The 17,719-nt window shown below is 43.1% G+C and carries 27 protein-coding genes; 25 read left to right on the forward strand and 2 right to left on the reverse strand.

Annotated elements, in window-relative coordinates; genetic code table 11:
• Positions 1 to 25: 25 nt before the first annotated feature.
• The 24 genes from rplF (at position 26) to M1J35_RS03630 (ending at position 15,385) form a co-directional block, all read left to right on the forward strand.
• The gene (gene rplF / locus M1J35_RS03515) at positions 26 to 565 is read left to right on the forward strand and encodes a 50S ribosomal protein L6 (protein ID WP_034765962.1); all 540 of its coding nucleotides are present in this window, start codon (positions 26 to 28) and stop codon (positions 563 to 565) included.
• A gap of 33 nt (positions 566 to 598) precedes the next feature.
• Positions 599 to 961: a 50S ribosomal protein L18 gene (gene rplR / locus M1J35_RS03520; protein ID WP_034765960.1), complete on the forward strand. Its 363-nt coding sequence runs from the start codon at positions 599 to 601 to the stop codon at positions 959 to 961.
• A 23-nt stretch (positions 962 to 984) separates the two neighbouring features.
• Positions 985 to 1,485 carry a 30S ribosomal protein S5 gene (rpsE, locus tag M1J35_RS03525; RefSeq protein ID WP_034765958.1) on the forward strand — a complete coding sequence of 167 codons (501 nt, stop codon included), beginning with the start codon at positions 985 to 987 and terminating at the stop codon, positions 1,483 to 1,485.
• A 13-nt stretch (positions 1,486 to 1,498) separates the two neighbouring features.
• Complete coding sequence (rpmD, locus tag M1J35_RS03530; RefSeq protein WP_034765956.1) at positions 1,499 to 1,681, forward strand: 50S ribosomal protein L30; 183 nt, start codon at positions 1,499 to 1,501, stop codon at positions 1,679 to 1,681.
• 32 nt (positions 1,682 to 1,713) lie between these two features.
• Positions 1,714 to 2,154, forward strand: a complete 441-nt coding sequence (gene rplO, locus M1J35_RS03535; RefSeq protein ID WP_034765954.1) for a 50S ribosomal protein L15 — start codon at positions 1,714 to 1,716, stop codon at positions 2,152 to 2,154.
• Positions 2,154 to 3,446 (forward strand): preprotein translocase subunit SecY, encoded by a 1,293-nt coding sequence (secY, locus tag M1J35_RS03540; RefSeq protein ID WP_034765953.1) that lies wholly within the window; start codon positions 2,154 to 2,156, stop codon positions 3,444 to 3,446. Before rplO ends, secY begins: the two co-directional genes overlap by 1 nt.
• A 61-nt stretch (positions 3,447 to 3,507) precedes the next feature.
• Complete coding sequence (locus M1J35_RS03545; protein WP_034765951.1) at positions 3,508 to 4,158, forward strand: adenylate kinase; 651 nt, start codon at positions 3,508 to 3,510, stop codon at positions 4,156 to 4,158.
• Positions 4,158 to 4,904, forward strand: coding sequence for a type I methionyl aminopeptidase (gene map / locus M1J35_RS03550; protein WP_034765949.1), 747 nt, complete (start codon positions 4,158 to 4,160; stop codon positions 4,902 to 4,904). The genes M1J35_RS03545 and map overlap by 1 nt, the downstream gene beginning before the upstream one ends.
• Positions 4,905 to 4,919: 15 nt before the next feature.
• Complete coding sequence (locus M1J35_RS03555; RefSeq protein ID WP_034765947.1) at positions 4,920 to 5,243, forward strand: KOW domain-containing RNA-binding protein; 324 nt, start codon at positions 4,920 to 4,922, stop codon at positions 5,241 to 5,243.
• Positions 5,236 to 5,454 (forward strand): translation initiation factor IF-1, encoded by a 219-nt coding sequence (gene infA, locus M1J35_RS03560; RefSeq protein WP_034765945.1) that lies wholly within the window; start codon positions 5,236 to 5,238, stop codon positions 5,452 to 5,454. The genes M1J35_RS03555 and infA overlap by 8 nt, the downstream gene beginning before the upstream one ends.
• Positions 5,455 to 5,492: 38 nt before the next feature.
• Positions 5,493 to 5,606 carry a 50S ribosomal protein L36 gene (rpmJ, locus tag M1J35_RS03565; RefSeq protein WP_003156543.1) on the forward strand — a complete coding sequence of 38 codons (114 nt, stop codon included), beginning with the start codon at positions 5,493 to 5,495 and terminating at the stop codon, positions 5,604 to 5,606.
• A gap of 24 nt (positions 5,607 to 5,630) precedes the next feature.
• The gene (rpsM, locus tag M1J35_RS03570) at positions 5,631 to 5,996 is read left to right on the forward strand and encodes a 30S ribosomal protein S13 (RefSeq protein WP_034765943.1); all 366 of its coding nucleotides are present in this window, start codon (positions 5,631 to 5,633) and stop codon (positions 5,994 to 5,996) included.
• 25 nt (positions 5,997 to 6,021) lie between these two features.
• Positions 6,022 to 6,411, forward strand: coding sequence for a 30S ribosomal protein S11 (gene rpsK, locus M1J35_RS03575; protein ID WP_032085294.1), 390 nt, complete (start codon positions 6,022 to 6,024; stop codon positions 6,409 to 6,411).
• A gap of 170 nt (positions 6,412 to 6,581) precedes the next feature.
• A complete protein-coding gene (locus tag M1J35_RS03580; RefSeq protein WP_034765941.1) occupies positions 6,582 to 7,526 on the forward strand; it encodes a DNA-directed RNA polymerase subunit alpha in 945 nt (314 codons plus the stop codon).
• Positions 7,527 to 7,572: 46 nt separating this feature from the next.
• Entirely contained in the window at positions 7,573 to 7,935 is a 363-nt protein-coding gene (gene rplQ / locus M1J35_RS03585; RefSeq protein WP_034765940.1) for a 50S ribosomal protein L17, read from the forward strand.
• Between the two features lie 279 nt (positions 7,936 to 8,214).
• Positions 8,215 to 9,051 carry an energy-coupling factor ABC transporter ATP-binding protein gene (locus M1J35_RS03590; protein WP_254652764.1) on the forward strand — a complete coding sequence of 279 codons (837 nt, stop codon included), beginning with the start codon at positions 8,215 to 8,217 and terminating at the stop codon, positions 9,049 to 9,051.
• Complete coding sequence (locus M1J35_RS03595; protein WP_254652765.1) at positions 9,027 to 9,896, forward strand: energy-coupling factor ABC transporter ATP-binding protein; 870 nt, start codon at positions 9,027 to 9,029, stop codon at positions 9,894 to 9,896. Before M1J35_RS03590 ends, M1J35_RS03595 begins: the two co-directional genes overlap by 25 nt.
• Positions 9,893 to 10,690, forward strand: a complete 798-nt coding sequence (locus M1J35_RS03600) for an energy-coupling factor transporter transmembrane component T family protein (protein ID WP_224522349.1) — start codon at positions 9,893 to 9,895, stop codon at positions 10,688 to 10,690. Before M1J35_RS03595 ends, M1J35_RS03600 begins: the two co-directional genes overlap by 4 nt.
• A gap of 14 nt (positions 10,691 to 10,704) precedes the next feature.
• Complete coding sequence (gene truA, locus M1J35_RS03605) at positions 10,705 to 11,457, forward strand: tRNA pseudouridine(38-40) synthase TruA (protein WP_254652766.1); 753 nt, start codon at positions 10,705 to 10,707, stop codon at positions 11,455 to 11,457.
• Between the two features lie 408 nt (positions 11,458 to 11,865).
• Entirely contained in the window at positions 11,866 to 12,303 is a 438-nt protein-coding gene (gene rplM, locus M1J35_RS03610; protein WP_034765935.1) for a 50S ribosomal protein L13, read from the forward strand.
• Positions 12,304 to 12,325: 22 nt separating this feature from the next.
• Positions 12,326 to 12,718 (forward strand): 30S ribosomal protein S9, encoded by a 393-nt coding sequence (rpsI, locus tag M1J35_RS03615; RefSeq protein WP_034765933.1) that lies wholly within the window; start codon positions 12,326 to 12,328, stop codon positions 12,716 to 12,718.
• A gap of 235 nt (positions 12,719 to 12,953) precedes the next feature.
• Positions 12,954 to 13,400 carry a DUF2521 family protein gene (locus M1J35_RS03620; RefSeq protein ID WP_034765931.1) on the forward strand — a complete coding sequence of 149 codons (447 nt, stop codon included), beginning with the start codon at positions 12,954 to 12,956 and terminating at the stop codon, positions 13,398 to 13,400.
• A gap of 91 nt (positions 13,401 to 13,491) precedes the next feature.
• Positions 13,492 to 14,211 carry an N-acetylmuramoyl-L-alanine amidase CwlD gene (gene cwlD, locus M1J35_RS03625; RefSeq protein WP_224522347.1) on the forward strand — a complete coding sequence of 240 codons (720 nt, stop codon included), beginning with the start codon at positions 13,492 to 13,494 and terminating at the stop codon, positions 14,209 to 14,211.
• A gap of 124 nt (positions 14,212 to 14,335) precedes the next feature.
• A complete protein-coding gene (locus M1J35_RS03630; RefSeq protein WP_229597128.1) occupies positions 14,336 to 15,385 on the forward strand; it encodes a P-loop NTPase in 1,050 nt (349 codons plus the stop codon).
• Positions 15,386 to 15,463: 78 nt separating this feature from the next.
• On the opposite strand, the gene gerD is transcribed toward M1J35_RS03630, so the two are convergent.
• Entirely contained in the window at positions 15,464 to 16,102 is a 639-nt protein-coding gene (gerD, locus tag M1J35_RS03635; protein WP_254652767.1) for a spore germination lipoprotein GerD, read from the reverse strand.
• Positions 16,103 to 16,251: 149 nt separating this feature from the next.
• On the opposite strand from gerD, the gene M1J35_RS03640 reads away from it, so the two are divergent.
• Positions 16,252 to 16,887 (forward strand): KinB-signaling pathway activation protein, encoded by a 636-nt coding sequence (locus M1J35_RS03640; RefSeq protein WP_079534950.1) that lies wholly within the window; start codon positions 16,252 to 16,254, stop codon positions 16,885 to 16,887.
• A 47-nt stretch (positions 16,888 to 16,934) separates the two neighbouring features.
• Here M1J35_RS03640 and pdaB read toward each other — a convergent pair whose 3' ends face one another.
• On the reverse strand, positions 16,935 to 17,684 hold the full coding sequence (pdaB, locus tag M1J35_RS03645) for a polysaccharide deacetylase family sporulation protein PdaB (RefSeq protein WP_229597130.1): 750 nt from the start codon (positions 17,682 to 17,684) through the stop codon (positions 16,935 to 16,937).
• Positions 17,685 to 17,719 lie beyond the last annotated feature (35 nt).

Genomic DNA, 17,719 nt, shown 5'->3' on the forward strand with positions numbered 1-17,719 from the left:
TTTATATGAATGGAGGTGCAACAGGATGTCACGTGTAGGAAAACTACCAGTAGAAATTCCATCTGACGTTACTCTAACAGTAGGTGAAGATAACACTGTAACTGTAAAAGGACCTAAAGGGGAACTTTCTCGTACATTCAATTCTGATATTAAAGTTGAATTAGAAGGAAACGTAGCGACAGTTACTCGTCCTTCTGATGCAAAAGAACACCGCGCGTTACACGGTACAACTCGTGCCCTAATCGCGAACATGGTTGAAGGTGTATCTAAAGGATTCCAAAGAAATCTTGAGCTAGTCGGTGTAGGTTACCGTGCTCAAAAGCAAGGTACTAAGCTTGTCCTTAACGTTGGTTACTCTCACCCAGTTGAGATCGAACCAGAACAAGGTATCGAGATCGAAGTACCGGCTAATACAAAGATATCTATCAAAGGTATCGACAAAGAACGTGTTGGAGCATTAGCTGCTAACATTCGTGCTGTACGCTCTCCTGAGCCTTACAAAGGAAAAGGTATTCGCTACGAAGGTGAATATGTTCGTCGTAAAGAAGGTAAAACAGGTAAATAATGCCGCGTAGGCAAAAGAAAGGAGTGACCGTAGGTGATTACTAAGCCAGATAAGAACAAAACACGTAAGAAGAGACATGCTCGTGTCCGTTCAAAGATTACTGGAACTGAAACTCGTCCTCGTTTGAACGTTTTCCGTTCTAACAAAAATATCTACGCTCAACTTATCGATGATATGAATGGTGTTACTCTAGTTAGTGCATCTTCTCAAGATAAAGATTTCAACCTAGATTCTTCTGCAACAACTGATGCAGCAGCAAAAGTTGGAGAACTAGTTGCGAAACGTGCAGTAGAAAAAGGATTAAAATCTGTAGTATTTGACCGTGGTGGATATTTATATCATGGCCGTATCAAAGCTTTGGCTGAAGCAGCTCGTGAAAACGGCTTAGAATTTTAATAAAAAAAGGAGGGACAATCCAGATGCGTCGTATTGACTCAAGCAAACTAGAATTTGAAGAACGCGTAGTTACAATCAATCGTGTTGCGAAAGTAGTTAAAGGTGGACGTCGTTTCCGTTTCGCTGCTCTTGTAGTAGTGGGCGATAAAAACGGTCACGTTGGTTTCGGAACTGGGAAAGCACAGGAAGTACCTGATGCGATCCGTAAAGCGATTGAAGATGCGAAAAAGAATCTAATTGAAGTTCCTATGGTTGAAGGTACTACACCTCACCTAGTAACTGGACGATTTGGTGCTGGTCAGATCCTGATCAAACCTGCTTCTGCGGGTACAGGAATCATCGCCGGTGGACCTGTTCGTGCCGTACTTGAATTAGCTGGTGTTCAAGATATCCTATCTAAATCATTAGGATCTAACACTCCAATCAACATGGTTCGCGCTACTATCGAAGGTTTAAAACAATTAAAGCGTGCTGAAGACGTAGCTAAACTACGTGGTAAATCAGTAGAAGAGATCTTAGGTTAAGGGAGGGATAACGATGGCTAACAAACTAGAAATTACCCTCACTCGCAGCATCATTGGCCGTCCTCAAGATCAACGCAAAACGGTTGAAGCTTTAGGACTTCGCAAAATGCACCAAACGGTTGAGCAACAAGATAATGCTGCTATCCGCGGTATGATCAACAAAGTCGCTCACCTTGTAACTGTAACTGAAAAATAATTCTTAACGTTTAAAAAGAAGGAGGTGCCGACATGAAATTACATGAGTTAAAGCCTACAGAAGGTTCACGTAAAGTCCGCAATCGTGTAGGACGTGGTATTGGTTCAGGTAATGGAAAGACTGCTGGTAAAGGTCATAAAGGACAAAACGCCCGTTCAGGTGGCGGAACTCGTCCTGGCTTCGAGGGTGGTCAAACACCATTGTTCCAACGTCTACCTAAACGTGGATTCACGAACATCAATCGTAAAGAATATGCAATCGTCAACCTTGACGCATTGAATCGCTTCGAAGATGGTACAGAAGTTACTCCAGCTCTACTTGTAGAATCTGGTGTAGTGAGTAACGAAAAAGCAGGAATTAAGATTCTTGGTAAAGGTAAAATCGAGAAAAAGCTTACAGTAAAAGCACAAAAATTCTCAACCACTGCTAAAGAAGCTATCGAAGCTGCTGGCGGTACATCCGAGGTGATCTAATGTTTCAAACTGTCTCCAATTTTATGCGCGTGGGTGATATAAGAAACAAAATTATCTTCACCCTTCTAATGTTAATAGTCTTTCGTCTTGGTACCTTCATTCCGGTACCAAACGTAGACGCTAATGTATTGAAAATGCAAGACCAGGCAGGGATCCTTGGATTCCTGAATACATTTGGTGGCGGTGCGTTAAAGAACTTCTCCATTTTCGCGATGGGAATCATGCCTTATATCACGGCTTCGATCATCGTGCAGCTCCTGCAAATGGATGTTGTACCGAAGTTTACTGAGTGGTCTAAGCAGGGTGAAGTCGGGCGCCGTAAATTAGCTCAGTTCACACGTTATTTCACTATCATTCTTGGATTCATCCAGGCTTTAGGAATGTCCTATGGCTTCAATAGAATTTACGGTGGAATGCTTATCCAAAGCCCCGGAGTCAGTACGTACCTACTAATAGCTTTAGTTCTAACAGCTGGTACGGCTTTTCTTATGTGGTTGGGTGAACAAATCACGGCTAAAGGCGTTGGGAATGGTATTTCGATCCTGATCTTTGCAGGTATCGTTGCTGCAATCCCCAACACTGTAAACCAAATCTATGCTCAACAAATCGAGGGAGCAGGCGAACAGCTCTTCCTTCGTATTGTGGTTCTTGCACTTCTTGTTTTAGCAGTTATTGCAATCGTGGTTGGTGTCGTGTTTATCCAACAAGCACTTCGTAAGATTCCGATTCAATATGCAAAACGTTTAGTGGGGCGTAGTCCGGTTGGTGGACAATCAACACATCTACCATTAAAGGTGAATGCTGCGGGTGTTATTCCAGTTATCTTTGCGATTTCTTTCATTATCACGCCACAGACCATTTCATCGTTCTTTGGAGACAATGATGTGACCAGTACGATTCAGTACATCTTTGATTACACCAAGCCAGTTGGTATGATCATCTATGTAGCTCTGATCATTGCCTTTACGTATTTCTATGCTTTCATTCAAGTGAATCCGGAACAAATGGCTGAAAACTTGAAGAAGCAAGGTGGATATATCCCTGGTATTCGTCCAGGTAAAACCACACAAGAGTATCTCACTCGCGTTCTGTATCGTCTAACATTTGTTGGGGCCATTTTCTTAGCTGTTATCGCAGTCCTTCCAGTTTTCTTCATTAACTTTGCAGGATTACCACCTGCAGCTCAAATCGGTGGAACAAGCTTACTGATCGTAGTAGGGGTTGCACTAGAGACAATGAAGCAACTAGAGGCACAGTTAGTGAAACGTCACTACAAAGGATTTATTAAATAAGAGGGTTTTCGGGAACATCTTGTTCCTGAAACCATTTTATAGACAATTAGGGGGAGTACGAGTGAATATAGTTCTTATGGGCTTACCAGGCGCAGGAAAAGGCACTCAAGCTGAAAAAATCGTAGATAAATATGGTATCCCCCATATCTCTACTGGTGATATGTTCCGTGCAGCTATCAAAGAAGGTACTGAACTAGGCTTGAAGGCTAAATCATTCATGGATAATGGCGACCTTGTTCCTGATGAAGTGACAATCGGTATCGTCCGTGAGCGATTAAGCAAAGAGGACTGTGAAAAAGGCTTCTTACTGGATGGGTTTCCAAGAACGGTTGCTCAGGCAGAAGCACTTGAAAACATCCTAGCTGATCTTGGTAAAAAAATGAATTATGTCATTAATATAAATGTAGATAAGGACATCCTGATGGAGCGCTTGACAGGTCGCAGGATCTGTAAAGAGTGCGGCGCTACTTATCATCTTGTCTTTAATCCGCCAACAGAAGAGGGCGTTTGTGATCGCTGCGGCGGCGAGTTATATCAACGCGCAGATGATAACGAAGAAACGGTACAAAACCGCTTGGACGTAAACATCAAACAAACCCAACCACTATTGGCTTACTACGAAGATAAAGGCTATCTGAAAAACATTGACGGTCAACAAGACATCCATAGAGTGTTTGATGACATTGATGAACTACTTGGAGGCCTTTCATAATGATCATTTCTAAAACTCCGAGAGAGATTGAGATCATGCGGCATGCTGGTAAGATTGTTGCATTGACTCATGCGGAATTGCAAAAGTATATTTCTCCGGGAATATCGACGAAGGAATTGGATGCAATTGCTGAAAAATTCATTCGTAAACATGATGCAATTCCATCTTTTAAAGGGTATAATGGGTTTCGTGGCAGCATCTGTGCTTCAGTCAACAATGAGTTGGTACATGGAATTCCAGGCGATCGGGTATTGAAAGATGGCGATATAATCAGCATCGATATCGGTGCTAAATATAATGGTTATCACGGTGACTCGGCTTGGACATATCCAGTTGGAACAATAGATGATGAAACCCGGAAGCTTCTTGATGTAACGGAAGAATCATTATTTCTGGGCCTTAAAGAAGCGAAACCAGGCGAGCGTCTGTCGAATATCTCTCATAGTATACAAACTTTTGTTGAAGCTAATGGCTTTTCAATCGTTCGGGAGTATGTGGGACACGGAGTTGGTCAAGACTTACATGAGGACCCTCAAATCCCTCATTATGGACCACCCAACAAAGGTCCGCGTCTGAAGCCTGGCATGGTACTGGCTATTGAACCAATGGTTAATGCAGGAAGTCGATATGTTAGAACGTTATCAGATAACTGGACAGTCGTCACAGTAGATGATAAAATGTGTGCGCACTTTGAACACACCATAGCAATTACTGAAGACGGCTATGAGATATTGACGAAAGCCTAAGTGAAGGTGATTGGATTGATCGAGTCAGAATCAACGGTTCCGAGGATAGGCCAGATTGTTCAAACCCTCAAAGGGAGAGAGACTGGAAGCTACTCGGTCGTTATTCAGCAGTTGGATGAACGTTTTGTACTGATAGCAGATGGGGATAGACGAAAGTTCGATCGCGCCAAGCGAAAGAACATCGCTCATCTTCACTTGTGTGACTATGTTTCTCCAGAAGTTCAAAACAGTATTATAGAATCAGGCAGAGTAACGAACGGTAAACTGCGTTATGCTGTTTCAAAGTTTGTTAACGAAGTATTAAATGATGAGAAGAAGGGAGACATGTTCGATGGCTAAGGATGATGTAATTGAAGTTGAAGGTAAGGTCGCCGAGACTTTGCCCAATGCGATGTTTAAGGTAGAATTAGAAAATGGTCATACAGTACTGGCACATGTTTCAGGAAAGATCCGTATGCATTTCATTCGTATCCTACCTGGTGACAAGGTAACAGTGGAATTATCACCGTATGACTTAACTCGTGGTAGAATCACTTATCGTTATAAATAATCTATTGCACTCCGTACTATTAAGGAGGTTAGAATAAGATGAAAGTTAGACCATCTGTTAAACCAATCTGCGAAAAATGTAAAGTTATTCGTAGAAAAGGTAAAGTCATGGTTATCTGTGAAAACCCTAAACACAAACAAAAACAAGGCTAATCTTAAAGGAGGTGCGCTATCACTATGGCACGTATTGCTGGTGTAGACATTCCACGTGACAAACGTGTTGTCATTTCATTAACATACATCTACGGTATTGGTAAAAATACTGCAGCGAAAATCTTATCTGAAGCTGGTGTATCTGAGGATACTCGCGTTCGCGATCTAACTGACGACGAACTAGGAAAGATTCGTGATATCGTTGATAAATTAAAAGTAGAAGGTGATCTTCGTCGTGAAGTATCACTAAACATCAAACGTCTTATGGAAATCGGTTCATACCGCGGTCTTCGTCACCGTCGTGGACTACCTGTTCGTGGACAACATACGAAGAACAATGCTCGTACACGTAAAGGTCCTCGTAAGACTGTAGCTAACAAGAAAAAATAATAGGTAAAGGAGGTTACTTCTTAGTATGGCACGTAAAACTAATACTCGTAAACGTCGTGTGAAAAAGAATATCGAAGCTGGTATTGCACACATTCGTTCTACATTCAATAACACAATCGTAACTATTACTGATGTTCACGGAAACGCTGTTGCATGGTCAAGTGCAGGTTCGCTAGGATTCAGAGGTTCTCGTAAATCCACTCCATTCGCAGCGCAAATGGCAGCTGAAACAGCAGCTAAAGCTTCTCAGGAACACGGTTTAAAAACTCTTGAAGTAACAGTTAAAGGTCCTGGTGCTGGTCGTGAAGCAGCTATCCGTGCTCTTCAAGCAGCAGGTCTAGAAGTTACTGCAATCAGAGACGTTACTCCAGTTCCTCATAATGGATGCCGTCCACCAAAACGTCGCCGCGTTTAATTTTCTGTATAAATTTTGTATCGTTGTCTATAATGGGATATGATACAAGATACGTTCATTCAGAAAAGTAACCAGTTGTTGGTGCACAATAGGGAACGTAAACATGGGGAATTTCGGACTTTATCTTATTTAGCCCGGAGTTTCGACGTTTTGAAGGAGGGTAAATATTAATGATCGAAATTGAAAAGCCAAAAATTGAAACGGTTGAGATCAGCGATGATGCCACATATGGAAAGTTCGTCGTAGAACCACTTGAGCGTGGATATGGTACAACTTTGGGTAACTCCTTACGTCGTATCCTATTATCGTCACTCCCAGGTGCTGCTGTCACATCTATTCAAATAGATGGAGTACTGCATGAGTTTTCAACAATTGAAGGCGTCGTAGAGGATGTTACATCCATCATTTTGAATATCAAGAAGCTGGCGTTGAAGATCTACTCTGATGAAGAAAAAACGCTAGAGATTGATGTACAGGGTGAAGGAGTCGTAACGGCTGCGGATATTACTCATGATAGTGATGTTGAAGTGTTAAATCCTGATTTACACATCGCAACGTTATCTAAGAGTGGTCATTTCCGTGTGCGTTTAAGTGCATCCCGTGGTCGTGGGTACAGACCAGCAGACCAAAACAAACGTGAGGATCTTCCTATTGGCGTGATCCCAATCGATTCTATTTACACTCCAGTTTCACGCGTTAACTATCAAATAGAAAATACTCGTGTTGGTCAAATGACGAACTACGATAAACTTTCTCTTGATGTATGGACTGATGGAAGTATTGGACCGAAAGAAGCGATTTCTTTAGGTGCTAAGATTCTAACAGAACACTTAAATATTTTCGTTGGCCTTACAGATGAAGCGCAGAATGCTGAAATCATGGTAGAAAAAGAAGAAGACCAAAAAGAAAAAGTTCTTGAGATGACTATCGAAGAACTAGATCTTTCTGTTCGTTCTTATAACTGCCTGAAGCGTGCTGGAATCAATACTGTTCAAGAGCTTGCTAACAAGACTGAAGAAGATATGATGAAAGTGCGTAACCTAGGACGTAAATCCCTTGAAGAGGTTAAAGTTAAACTTGAAGACCTTGGACTTGGATTACGTAAAGACGACTGATAACATCTTCTTTCATATATAGATTCAACAAAGGAGGGAACCCTTAATGGCTTACAGAAAGTTAGGACGTACCAGTGCTCAACGTAAAGCAATGCTACGTGATTTAGCTACAGACCTAATCATTAACGAGCGCATCGAAACAACTGAAACTCGTGCGAAAGAGCTTCGTTCAGTTGTGGAAAAAATGATCACACTAGGTAAACGTGGTGACATTCACGCGCGTCGTCAAGCTGGTGCATTCATTCGTAAAGAAGTTGCAAACGCTGAAAACAACCAAGATGCTTTACAAAAGTTATTCTCTGACATCGCTCCACGTTACACAGAGCGTCAAGGCGGATATACTCGCATTATGAAGGTTGGTCCTCGCCGTGGTGACGGTGCTCCAATGGCAATCATCGAATTAGTTTAATAATTCGTGACTTCTAACATTAAGGGCGGGACAGTTAATCCTTAACTGCTTCTTTGCCCTTTTTGTATAAGTGCATGTGATGAAAAGCAGAGCGTTACGATGAGCAGCGCTGTCTGACTCGTCTAGCTCGTGCACCCCTTCCAACTTCTATGTTCATAGAAGCTGTTCAATGGATGAACAAGAAAAGATGTTCTTTTCTTTGGTCGGGGTGCAGGCTTTTTTTTATATGCAAAGGTTTTAGCAGAGCTGAGTAAGGATAGCGTAGAGGAGGTTACAGAATTGAAGGAAATCATTAAAGTGGACGATGTGCACTTCAGATACCCTGATCAGAATACGTATGCCTTAAAAGGCATCAGCCTGACGGTCAATCAAGGTGAGTGGCTCGCGATCGTCGGACATAACGGATCCGGTAAATCCACCCTTGCCAAGATGCTGAATGGGCTTCATTTCCCCGAGAAGGGACTAGTGACGGTGGACGGGATCACTCTTGAGGAAAGTTCTATCTGGGACATCCGTTCAAAGCTGGGTATGGTTTTTCAGAATCCCGATAATCAATTTGTTGGTGCTACAGTAGAGGATGATGTGGCTTTTGGGTTAGAAAACCATGGGGTACCTTATGAATCGATGGTACAGAGAGTCAATGATGCTTTAAAAAGTGTCCATATGGAAGATTTTCTTGATCAAGAGCCGCACCATTTATCAGGGGGTCAAAAGCAGCGTGTGGCGATTGCAGGGGTAGTAGCACTGCAGCCATCTATCATCATATTGGATGAAGCCACTTCGATGCTAGACCCTAAGGGAAGACAGGAAGTTCTTGAAACAGTCAGGAAGCTGAAAGAAGAAGAGAACCTGACGGTGATCTCCATCACCCATGACCTGGAGGAAGCAACGAAGGCAGATCGTATGATTGTCTTGAATCAAGGCAGTGTTTTTAAGGAAGGGATACCGGAAGAGATTTTCCTATTAGAGGATGAGCTTATAAAGCTTGGATTGGATTCTCCTTTCACGATCAAGCTTGCCGGGGCACTGAAGGAAGCAGGGATCCCCCTGTCTAAAACATACTTTACAGAAGAAGAGTTGGTGGATGAATTATGCAGATCACATTTCAACAGGTAGAATACCGATATTCATTCAACACTCCATTCGAAAAACTTGCCCTTCAAGATATCAACCTTTCAATTCCAACCGGTCAGTTTCTCGCGGTAATCGGTCACACCGGTTCAGGCAAGTCTACACTGTTGCAGCATCTCAATGGATTATTAAAGCCTACTGAAGGGCTTGTGCAAGTAGGCGAGCACCAGATCAAGGCAAAGGAAAAGGCAAAGAATTTAAAGCCTGTTAGACAGAGGGTAGGGATTGTCTTTCAATTTCCTGAACATCAACTGTTTGAAGAAACCGTTCTTAAAGATATTTGTTATGGTCCGATGAACTTTGGTGTATCCGAGGAAGAAGCGATACAAAGAGCGAAAGACTTGATTCTAAAGGTTGGTTTGTCTCACGATGTACTGCAGAAATCCCCATTCGATCTTTCAGGTGGACAAATGAGACGGGTTGCCATTGCTGGTGTATTGGCTATGGATCCAGACGTCATTGTCCTGGACGAGCCTACAGCAGGACTTGATCCAAGAGGACAGAGAGAGATCATGGACATGTTCTATGCCCTTCATAAGGAAAAAGGGCTGACCACCATTCTCGTCACTCATAGCATGGAAGACGCCGCTCACTATGCAGAAGAGATCGTCATCATGCAAAAGGGTCGTTTAAAACGGAAAGGGACCCCTGCAGAAATCTTCTCCCAGACGGACGAACTGTTTGAGATGGGGCTGGACGTACCGGATGTGGTTCGTTTTCAATACCGGTTTGAAAAAAAGACCGGAAAGAAACTTCCGAAGACGTGTCTGACAATAGATGAATTGGCTTCAGCCATCCGTGCAATACAGGACGGAGGTGAAGGACTATGATGGAAAAAATGATCTTCGGTCGTTATGTGCCGGCCAAATCCATTCTTCACCAAATGGATCCGAGGGCAAAGCTTTTATTTATTTTTGGTTTTATAGGTGTCGTCTTTTTGGCCAATAATGCTGTCACTTACGCACTGCTCGGTCTTTTTACGTTTAGCGCACTCATACTATCCAACCTTTCCATCCGTTTTATCATCGGAGGACTGAAGCCCATTCTATGGCTAATTTTGTTTACATTTTTCTTACATGTGTTTTTCACAAAGGAAGGTCCCGTCATTTTGGACCTGGGTATCTTGTCGGTGCATGAGGAAGGGCTGAGACAGGGGATCTTTATATCATTACGATTCTTTTATCTAATCCTTGTTACGTCATTATTAACGCTTACGACCTCACCCATCACGATAACAGACGGGCTTGAAACGCTTCTGAATCCATTGAAGAAAGTGAAATTCCCTGTACATGAACTCGCACTCATGATGTCAATTTCCCTGCGGTTCATACCAACGCTGATGGAGGAAACGGATAAAATCATGAAGGCACAGATTGCCAGGGGGGCAGAGTTTTCATCAGGTCCCATCAAAGATCGGATCAAAGCGATCATCCCTCTATTGATTCCTCTCTTCGTCAGTGCATTTAAACGCGCCGAAGACTTGGCAACGGCCATGGAAGCAAGAGGATATCAAGGAGGGGAGGGCAGGACGAAATACCGCCTGTTATCCTGGCATAAGAAGGATACGGGAGCGTTAATCGTTCTTGCCCTCCTCACAACGGTATTAATTATTTTCAGAGGATAATGGGAGTGTCATGTATGCAGAGAGTGAAGTGTACCATCGCATATGATGGAACATATTTTCATGGTTATCAGGTACAACCTAGAGAGCGTACCGTCCAGGGACTGATAGAAAGCATCCTGTCCACTATCCATAAAGGCGTTTCGGTCCGGATCAGCGGGTCTGGCCGGACCGACGCAGGTGTCCATGCTAACGGTCAAGTCTTTCATTTTGACACACCTTTATCCATTCCGGAAGAGAAATGGCCGGTCGTGCTGAATACAAGGTTACCGGATGAAGTGACCGTGAAAGAAGCCGTGTTTGTTTCAACGGACTTCCACTCGCGGTTTTCCGTGGAGCAGAAAGAATACCGTTACCGAATCTATACAGGGGAAGCAAGAAGTCCGTTCAACCGGCATTTCGCCCTTCACTATCCCCATACGCTTTCCGTTCCTGATATGGAGCGTGCTGCCCGGCACCTGATCGGGGAGCATGACTTCACAAGTTTTTGTTCAGCAAAAACGGAAGTCGAAGACAAAGTAAGAACCATTCACCGCATTGACATTCAGGAACATGAAGAAGAAATCATTTTTTCTTTTGTGGGGAACGGTTTTCTATATAATATGGTGAGGATCCTGGTCGGTACTTTATTGGAGGTAGGTTCTGGGAATATACCAGTGGATGAGATACCTGGAATACTGGAAGCACGAGATCGTAATGAGGCAGGAAAGACCGCACCGCCACATGGATTGTATTTGTGGAAGGTGGATTATGGTTCTGATGAAATTTAGTGTGGGTTTAGCCTTTTGAAAAAGGTAGTAAGCATCCTTTTGTTGATTGTAGCGGAAGGTGCTCGACTCCTGCGGGAAACGCGTGAAAGTTGAGACCCCACAGGGCTTTAGCCCGAGGAGGCTCAACTCACGCCCCGCGGAAAGCGAGCACCTGCAGCGGAAATCAACGGCCGCTATCTTATACAGAACAACAGTTTTTCAATGAAAACCTTGAACATGCATTATAAATGATAATCATGTTTCAAAAAAAATACTAAAACAACTAATCCTGGTGTAACATTCTCTTGACAATAGACTGGGAACAAGATAATATAGCATATGGTATGTTATTAACCCCACGATAAGCCCCGGAAACTTATTGTGATTAGAAAATAAATACTACGGATTCATTAAATAGGAGGTTAAATCATGCGTACAACGTATATGGCAAAAGCCAACCAAATCGATCGTAAATGGTTCGTTGTAGATGCTGAAGGTAAAACTCTTGGACGTCTATCCAGTGAAGTTGCTTCAATTCTACGCGGAAAACACAAACCAACATTCACACCACATGTTGACACTGGTGATCATGTAATCATTCTTAATGCTTCAAAAATTGAACTTACTGGGAAGAAGTTAACGGACAAGATCTACTACCGTCACACTAATCACCCTGGTGGTTTAAAACAACGTACAGCATTAGAAATGCGTACAAACTACTCAGAGAAAATGCTTGAGCTTACTATCAAAGGTATGCTTCCAAAAGGTTCTCTAGGTCGTCAAATGTTCAAGAAATTACATGTATATGCTGGAGCAGAGCATCCACATCAAGCACAACAACCTGAAGTTTACGAACTTCGTGGATAATTAATAAGAGGAGGTTATTATCTTGGCTCAAGTTCAATATTACGGAACTGGTCGTCGTAAGAGCTCAGTAGCTCGTGTACGTTTAGTACCAGGTAACGGAAACATTGTTATCAATGATCGTGAAGTAGAAGTTTATATCCCATTCGCAGCACTAAGAGAAGTAATTAAGCAACCACTAGTTGCAACTGAAACTCTTGGTAACTATGACGTTTTAGTAAACGTTAATGGTGGAGGCTATGCTGGTCAAGCTGGTGCGATCCGTCACGGAATCGCTCGTGCTTTACTACAAGCAGACCCTGAATACCGTGGAACTCTAAAACGCGCTGGATTATTAACTCGTGACTCTCGTATGAAAGAGCGTAAAAAATACGGTCTTAAAGGTGCACGTCGCGCGCCACAATTCTCTAAGCGTTAATTATTATTTCACACAAAAGCTCAGCCGATTCTGTCGACTGGGCTTTTTTTATATGGGTTGGAGGGACGGACCTCCAATTTGCATATCATTCAGCTGCAAAATCCCTTTATATCAGGAAATGACAACTCCCAGAAGGGTCGATATGGAGGTCCGTCCCTCAAAGAAAATTGGTAACAGTTACTCGAATGAAGTGGTGGGTTAAGTAGGAAAATACGTTCAAAGGGGTGAATGATTTTTGAACGTTATTACAACTTTCAATACAAAGAGAAGAGAGAAGCAGATCAAGACGGAAAGAACGTTACTGAAAGAAATTTCAATTAAGATGCTGCAGGAGAGTGTCCGGCGGCATTTTGGATATATAAAGGTTCAAGGCGGCGTGTTCATGCAGCAGGGATTTGATGAGGCATGTTTTGATGTTGCCATAGAAGCTTATCTCCTTGGAGGGAAAATCAGCAAATTCGGATACTCAGGTGAAGATACCACATTAGTGAAAAAGCGTTGTGAGGAAGAAATGAAGCATTTTATTGATACACTTTATAATTTCTGGCTTTATTGGTCCGAGATGGGTGTATCGAATGAAGTAGATGAGTCCTTTTATTTCTGTTGTGAGCACTTTGTGGAAACATGGTGGTCAGAAGGATACGAAAAAGGCATTAAGCGTCACAAATTACGGTTGCATTAATTTCAGTTCTAAAACCCATTCTTGTCCCATATTTTTTAGTAAAGGCCTCGGGGCTTCTTCCGTCGCCAAGACTTGAAATAGGAGGACTGGAATGGTTCAGAAACTGAAGGTTATCGGGATAATTTCTGCACTGGCTATTTTATTATTCATCATTCAATATAAAATATTAGACAAAGATACATGGGATTCGTGGAACCTTCCCTTATCAGGAAAGATCATCTATATAGATCCGGGACATGGTGGACCGGACGGCGGGGCCGGGGATCAGAATGCACTTGAGAAGGACATCGCATTGAATGTCTCACTGATGATAAGGGATTATCTTCAGGAACAGGGTGCCCTCGTGATCCTGACGCGTGAGAAGGATGAAGATCTTGCAGATGAAGGGACGAGAGGATACAGCCGAAGAAAAGTGGAAGATCTAAAGAAAAGGCTGAGCTTGATCAATGAATCCCAAGCAGATCTGTTTCTTAGTGTCCACTTGAACTCCATTCCATCTGCGAAATGGAGCGGGGCGCAAACCTTCTACAATCCAAAGTTTGAAGAAAATAAAGAACTCGCCAAAGCAATCCAAGCAGAACTGACACGGAACCTGGAAAATACGACCCGGGAAGCAAAGGGTCTGCAAAATGTCTATATCCTGAAGCATGCTAAAAAATCAGGTGCCCTCGTGGAAATCGGTTTCCTCTCCAACCCTGGAGAACGTGCCAACCTCCTTAAAGAGGATTACCAGCAAAAGATTGCTGCCTCCGTCTACCAAGGGGTACTCAACTACCTGACCGCGGACAAAGAAAAAGCTGACGAGGAATAACCTCTCAGCTTTTTTTATTATTCGACAAAAGCATTCAAAACCTTTTGAGCATTCATTCAACTGAGAATATGTTATACTGAAAACAGATGATTGAAAACGAATACATAGAAAAGGGTGGTTATTCATGTTATCGGAACAACAAACACGCGAACTTTTATTTGGATTGAAAGATCCTTTTTTAAATAAAACCTTACAAGAAACAAATGGTGTTGTAGACATCTCCGTTAAAGAAGAGAAGAACCATGTCAGTGTGAAAATTGCCATCGCCAAAACGGGTACCGGGGAGCAAATGCAATTCCAACAGCAAATTGTACAAGTATTAAAGGAGAATGGGGCGGAATCCGTCGGGATCCGTTTCACCGAGCTTCCGGAAGAAGAGCTAGAAAAACATAGAGGCGCAGGTGGGGAAGGGACGGACCTGTTATCCCCTGCAAGTAAGACGACTTTCATTGCGATTGCCAGCGGAAAAGGCGGCGTAGGAAAATCAACGGTTTCGGTTAACCTTGCCGTCTCACTTGCCCGACAAGGCAAAAAGGTCGGTCTTGTGGATGCCGATATTTACGGATTTAGCGTTCCTGATATGATGGGGATCGTGAAAAGGCCGGTCGTACGCGGGGAAAGAATTATTCCAGTAGAACGATTCGGCGTGAAGGTCATCTCCATGGGGTTCTTCGTAGAGGATAATGCCCCTGTTATTTGGAGAGGGCCGATGCTTGGTAAAATGCTGAATAACTTCTTCTCTGAAGTCGAGTGGGGCGAACTGGATTATTTACTGCTGGACCTTCCACCTGGCACAGGAGACGTTGCTCTTGATCTACATACGATGCTTCCACATTGTAAGGAAATCATCGTGACGACACCTCATCCGACAGCAGCATTCGTTGCAGCCCGTGCAGGCGCCATGGCCCTTCAAACCGACCATGACATCCTTGGTGTGGTAGAAAACATGTCTTACTTTGAAAGTAAACTGACAGGTGAAAAGGAATTCGTCTTCGGTCAAGGCGGTGGAGAGAAGCTTACAGAAGAGCTCCGTACCGATTTACTTGGCAAGCTTCCACTCCAGCAGCCGGACTGGGATGAAGCGGATTTCGCCCCTTCTATTTATGCAGAGGATCACCGACTCGGTCAGATATATGGGGAGATCGCTCACAAAGTAATTGAAAAACTGTCTTAAAGAAGCAAAAAAGGGACCAATGCTGAGATATGCATTTGGTCCCTTTTTATGTTTGTCACATTGACAGGAGGAAGGTCTCTATTGCCCTCCGCTGCCTGTACCACCCGAGTCTCCAGAACCACCCTGGTCACTGCCGGATGATTGACTGCTGTTGCCTTCACTTTTTCCGCCATCTTTGATTTCCCCTGCAGCCTTCAATAAAACATCCTGCAGCTTCGCCTTGAATAACGGACTTTGGAAGGTTTCTGTAATCACCTTTTGCAGATGCTCTTTGTATTCCTGGCTCTTTAATACCTCGGTAAGCTCTTTCTTAAATTCCGGATCCTTTAATAGGTCCATCATCATTCCTTGGTACTCAGGGTCCTTCATGAGGTCTTTGAGCAATTTTTCATTGCCATCTTTCATGCTTTTTGCCATGGCTTCAGCAAACTTCGGATCTTCAAAGGATTTCTTCCAGAATTCTGTTCCCTTTTCGGATGTGAGGGTTTTGGATATCGTATCAGTTACAACACCCTGATCCATAATAAGCTCTGCCTTCATTTTTTCATCAGACATGACTTGCTGGATGGCTTTTTTACCATCATCCGTCTTTAATATATCAACAACCATCTTCTTGGTCTCTTCATAATCCATTTTGCCACTGCCCGTATCCCCGCCACCGCCACAAGCGGATAGAAGAAGAAGGGGCAATAGAAAAAGAAAGGAATATCTTTTCATGGGTAGGCTCCTTCCATACAAATTCCCTTACCCTTAATATGAGAAATATCGAAAAAAATATGCACAGGTAAAATTGGAACCTGGCTTTTTTAAACATGCGTTGGTACAATCAAGTGAGTGTATATTTTTTTATTTGGAGGAAAATAGAAGTGACCATCCGCAATTGGATTCGTTTATTTATTCATACGTTAGTCATCGGTGGAGCCATAACAGGTGTCGCCGCCCTGATCATAAGATGGGATCAGTTCGGGCCATACTTTCAGGACGGTGACGTGATTGGTATATTATCGAGTTTACTCTGGTTCATATTTGTAGGATTTACTTTTAGTGTCATCAGTCAAATGGGCTATTTCGCTTATTTAACCATCCATCAATTCGGGATGGGGATGTTCAAGAGCTTATGGAACCCCGTTCAAGTGGTGCTGATTGCCCTTGTGCTGTTTGATTTGATTTACTTCCGGTTCAGAGCTTTCGCTGTAGAAGGGGAGTCGTATACACCTTATATCCTTCTCGGCATCGGGATCTTTGTGGTGGGTCTTGTCGTGGCTTACGTCAAGAATCAACAATCAGAAGCTAAAACCAACACATTTGTATCAGCCCTTTTCTTTATGATCGTCGTGACGACACTCGAATGGCTTCCAGTATTACTGGTGAATTCCGTGAAGTGGCTGTATCTTATGCTGCTCGCCCTTCTTGCCTGTAACGCATTCCAACTATTGCGCCTTCCTAAGTACATAGAGAAGTCCCAGGCGGAAAGAGAACACAGGCAATCGGCTAAGGGTTGAATAAAAAATCCCGCAAGGTGAACGACGTTCACCTTGCGGGATTTTTATTACTGTATAAGCGATGACTTGGCATCACCGTTTGAAATCATATCGGATACCGTAATGAACGTACCTTTTCCTTTAAGCTCTTTCACTATGGACGGCAAGGCGTCCTTCGTCTGTTTAGCTGAATCTGACGCGTGAAGCAGGACAATGTCCCCTTTTTTTGCTTTGCTAACATTATTCAGGATTTCTTCCACACCCGGATTAGTCCAATCCTTTGAGTCCACGCTCCAGTGGACGACCGTTAAGCCGAGGGAATCGGCGACCTTCAACGTTGCTTTATCGAAATGTCCCGTGGGAACGCGTAATAATTTCACATCTTTCACATTCAATTTCTTAAAGACTTCATCCGCCTTCATAATGTCCTGCTTTATCTTGTTCGGTTCCATCTCCGTATAGTCGGAATAGGCATAGCCGAGATTTCCGATCTCATACCCCTGTTTAACGATTTGTTCCACTAAATCGGGATGCCGCTCGGCCCAGGCTCCGGAAAGAAAGAAGGTAGCGGATGTCACATTCATTTTCTTCAATTCTTCAAGGATCGGCTTTGCCTTTTCATCTCCCCAACCAATGTTGAAGGTGATCGCCACTCCCTTTTCTCCTTTGTAAATCGCCTTCGGACCATCCTTCGTACTGAAAACCGAAAGTGTCGAGAGGTTACTGCTATATACAAACAAAGCAGTAAAGAAAGAAATCACGATGATCAAACTAATTTGCTTTAATTTCTTAGCGTTTACTGTGTGAAACGTATTCAAAGTCATCCCTCCGTTCAACCGTCTGTCTTTACTAA

This window comes from Rossellomorea sp. KS-H15a, assembly GCF_024195245.1.
Lineage (GTDB): Bacteria > Bacillota > Bacilli > Bacillales > Bacillaceae_B > Rossellomorea > Rossellomorea vietnamensis.

What these genes read in the sequence shown, in the direction of transcription:
- map (WP_034765949.1), top strand. Translation starts at nt 4,158, where the DNA reads ATGATCATTTCTAAAACTCCGAGAGAGATTGAGATCATGCGGCATGCT.
- rplO (WP_034765954.1), top strand. Translation starts at nt 1,714, where the DNA reads ATGAAATTACATGAGTTAAAGCCTACAGAAGGTTCACGTAAAGTCCGC.
- rpsM (WP_034765943.1), top strand. Translation starts at nt 5,631, where the DNA reads ATGGCACGTATTGCTGGTGTAGACATTCCACGTGACAAACGTGTTGTC.
- M1J35_RS03630 (WP_229597128.1), top strand. Translation starts at nt 14,336, where the DNA reads ATGTTATCGGAACAACAAACACGCGAACTTTTATTTGGATTGAAAGAT.
- secY (WP_034765953.1), top strand. Translation starts at nt 2,154, where the DNA reads ATGTTTCAAACTGTCTCCAATTTTATGCGCGTGGGTGATATAAGAAAC.
- truA (WP_254652766.1), top strand. Translation starts at nt 10,705, where the DNA reads ATGCAGAGAGTGAAGTGTACCATCGCATATGATGGAACATATTTTCAT.
- rplF (WP_034765962.1), top strand. Translation starts at nt 26, where the DNA reads ATGTCACGTGTAGGAAAACTACCAGTAGAAATTCCATCTGACGTTACT.
- rplM (WP_034765935.1), top strand. Translation starts at nt 11,866, where the DNA reads ATGCGTACAACGTATATGGCAAAAGCCAACCAAATCGATCGTAAATGG.
- rpmJ (WP_003156543.1), top strand. Translation starts at nt 5,493, where the DNA reads ATGAAAGTTAGACCATCTGTTAAACCAATCTGCGAAAAATGTAAAGTT.
- cwlD (WP_224522347.1), top strand. Translation starts at nt 13,492, where the DNA reads ATGGTTCAGAAACTGAAGGTTATCGGGATAATTTCTGCACTGGCTATT.
- infA (WP_034765945.1), top strand. Translation starts at nt 5,236, where the DNA reads ATGGCTAAGGATGATGTAATTGAAGTTGAAGGTAAGGTCGCCGAGACT.
- M1J35_RS03580 (WP_034765941.1), top strand. Translation starts at nt 6,582, where the DNA reads ATGATCGAAATTGAAAAGCCAAAAATTGAAACGGTTGAGATCAGCGAT.
- rpsK (WP_032085294.1), top strand. Translation starts at nt 6,022, where the DNA reads ATGGCACGTAAAACTAATACTCGTAAACGTCGTGTGAAAAAGAATATC.
- M1J35_RS03600 (WP_224522349.1), top strand. Translation starts at nt 9,893, where the DNA reads ATGATGGAAAAAATGATCTTCGGTCGTTATGTGCCGGCCAAATCCATT.
- rplQ (WP_034765940.1), top strand. Translation starts at nt 7,573, where the DNA reads ATGGCTTACAGAAAGTTAGGACGTACCAGTGCTCAACGTAAAGCAATG.
- rpsE (WP_034765958.1), top strand. Translation starts at nt 985, where the DNA reads ATGCGTCGTATTGACTCAAGCAAACTAGAATTTGAAGAACGCGTAGTT.
- gerD (WP_254652767.1), bottom strand. Translation starts at nt 16,102, where the DNA reads ATGAAAAGATATTCCTTTCTTTTTCTATTGCCCCTTCTTCTTCTATCC.
- M1J35_RS03595 (WP_254652765.1), top strand. Translation starts at nt 9,027, where the DNA reads ATGCAGATCACATTTCAACAGGTAGAATACCGATATTCATTCAACACT.
- rpmD (WP_034765956.1), top strand. Translation starts at nt 1,499, where the DNA reads ATGGCTAACAAACTAGAAATTACCCTCACTCGCAGCATCATTGGCCGT.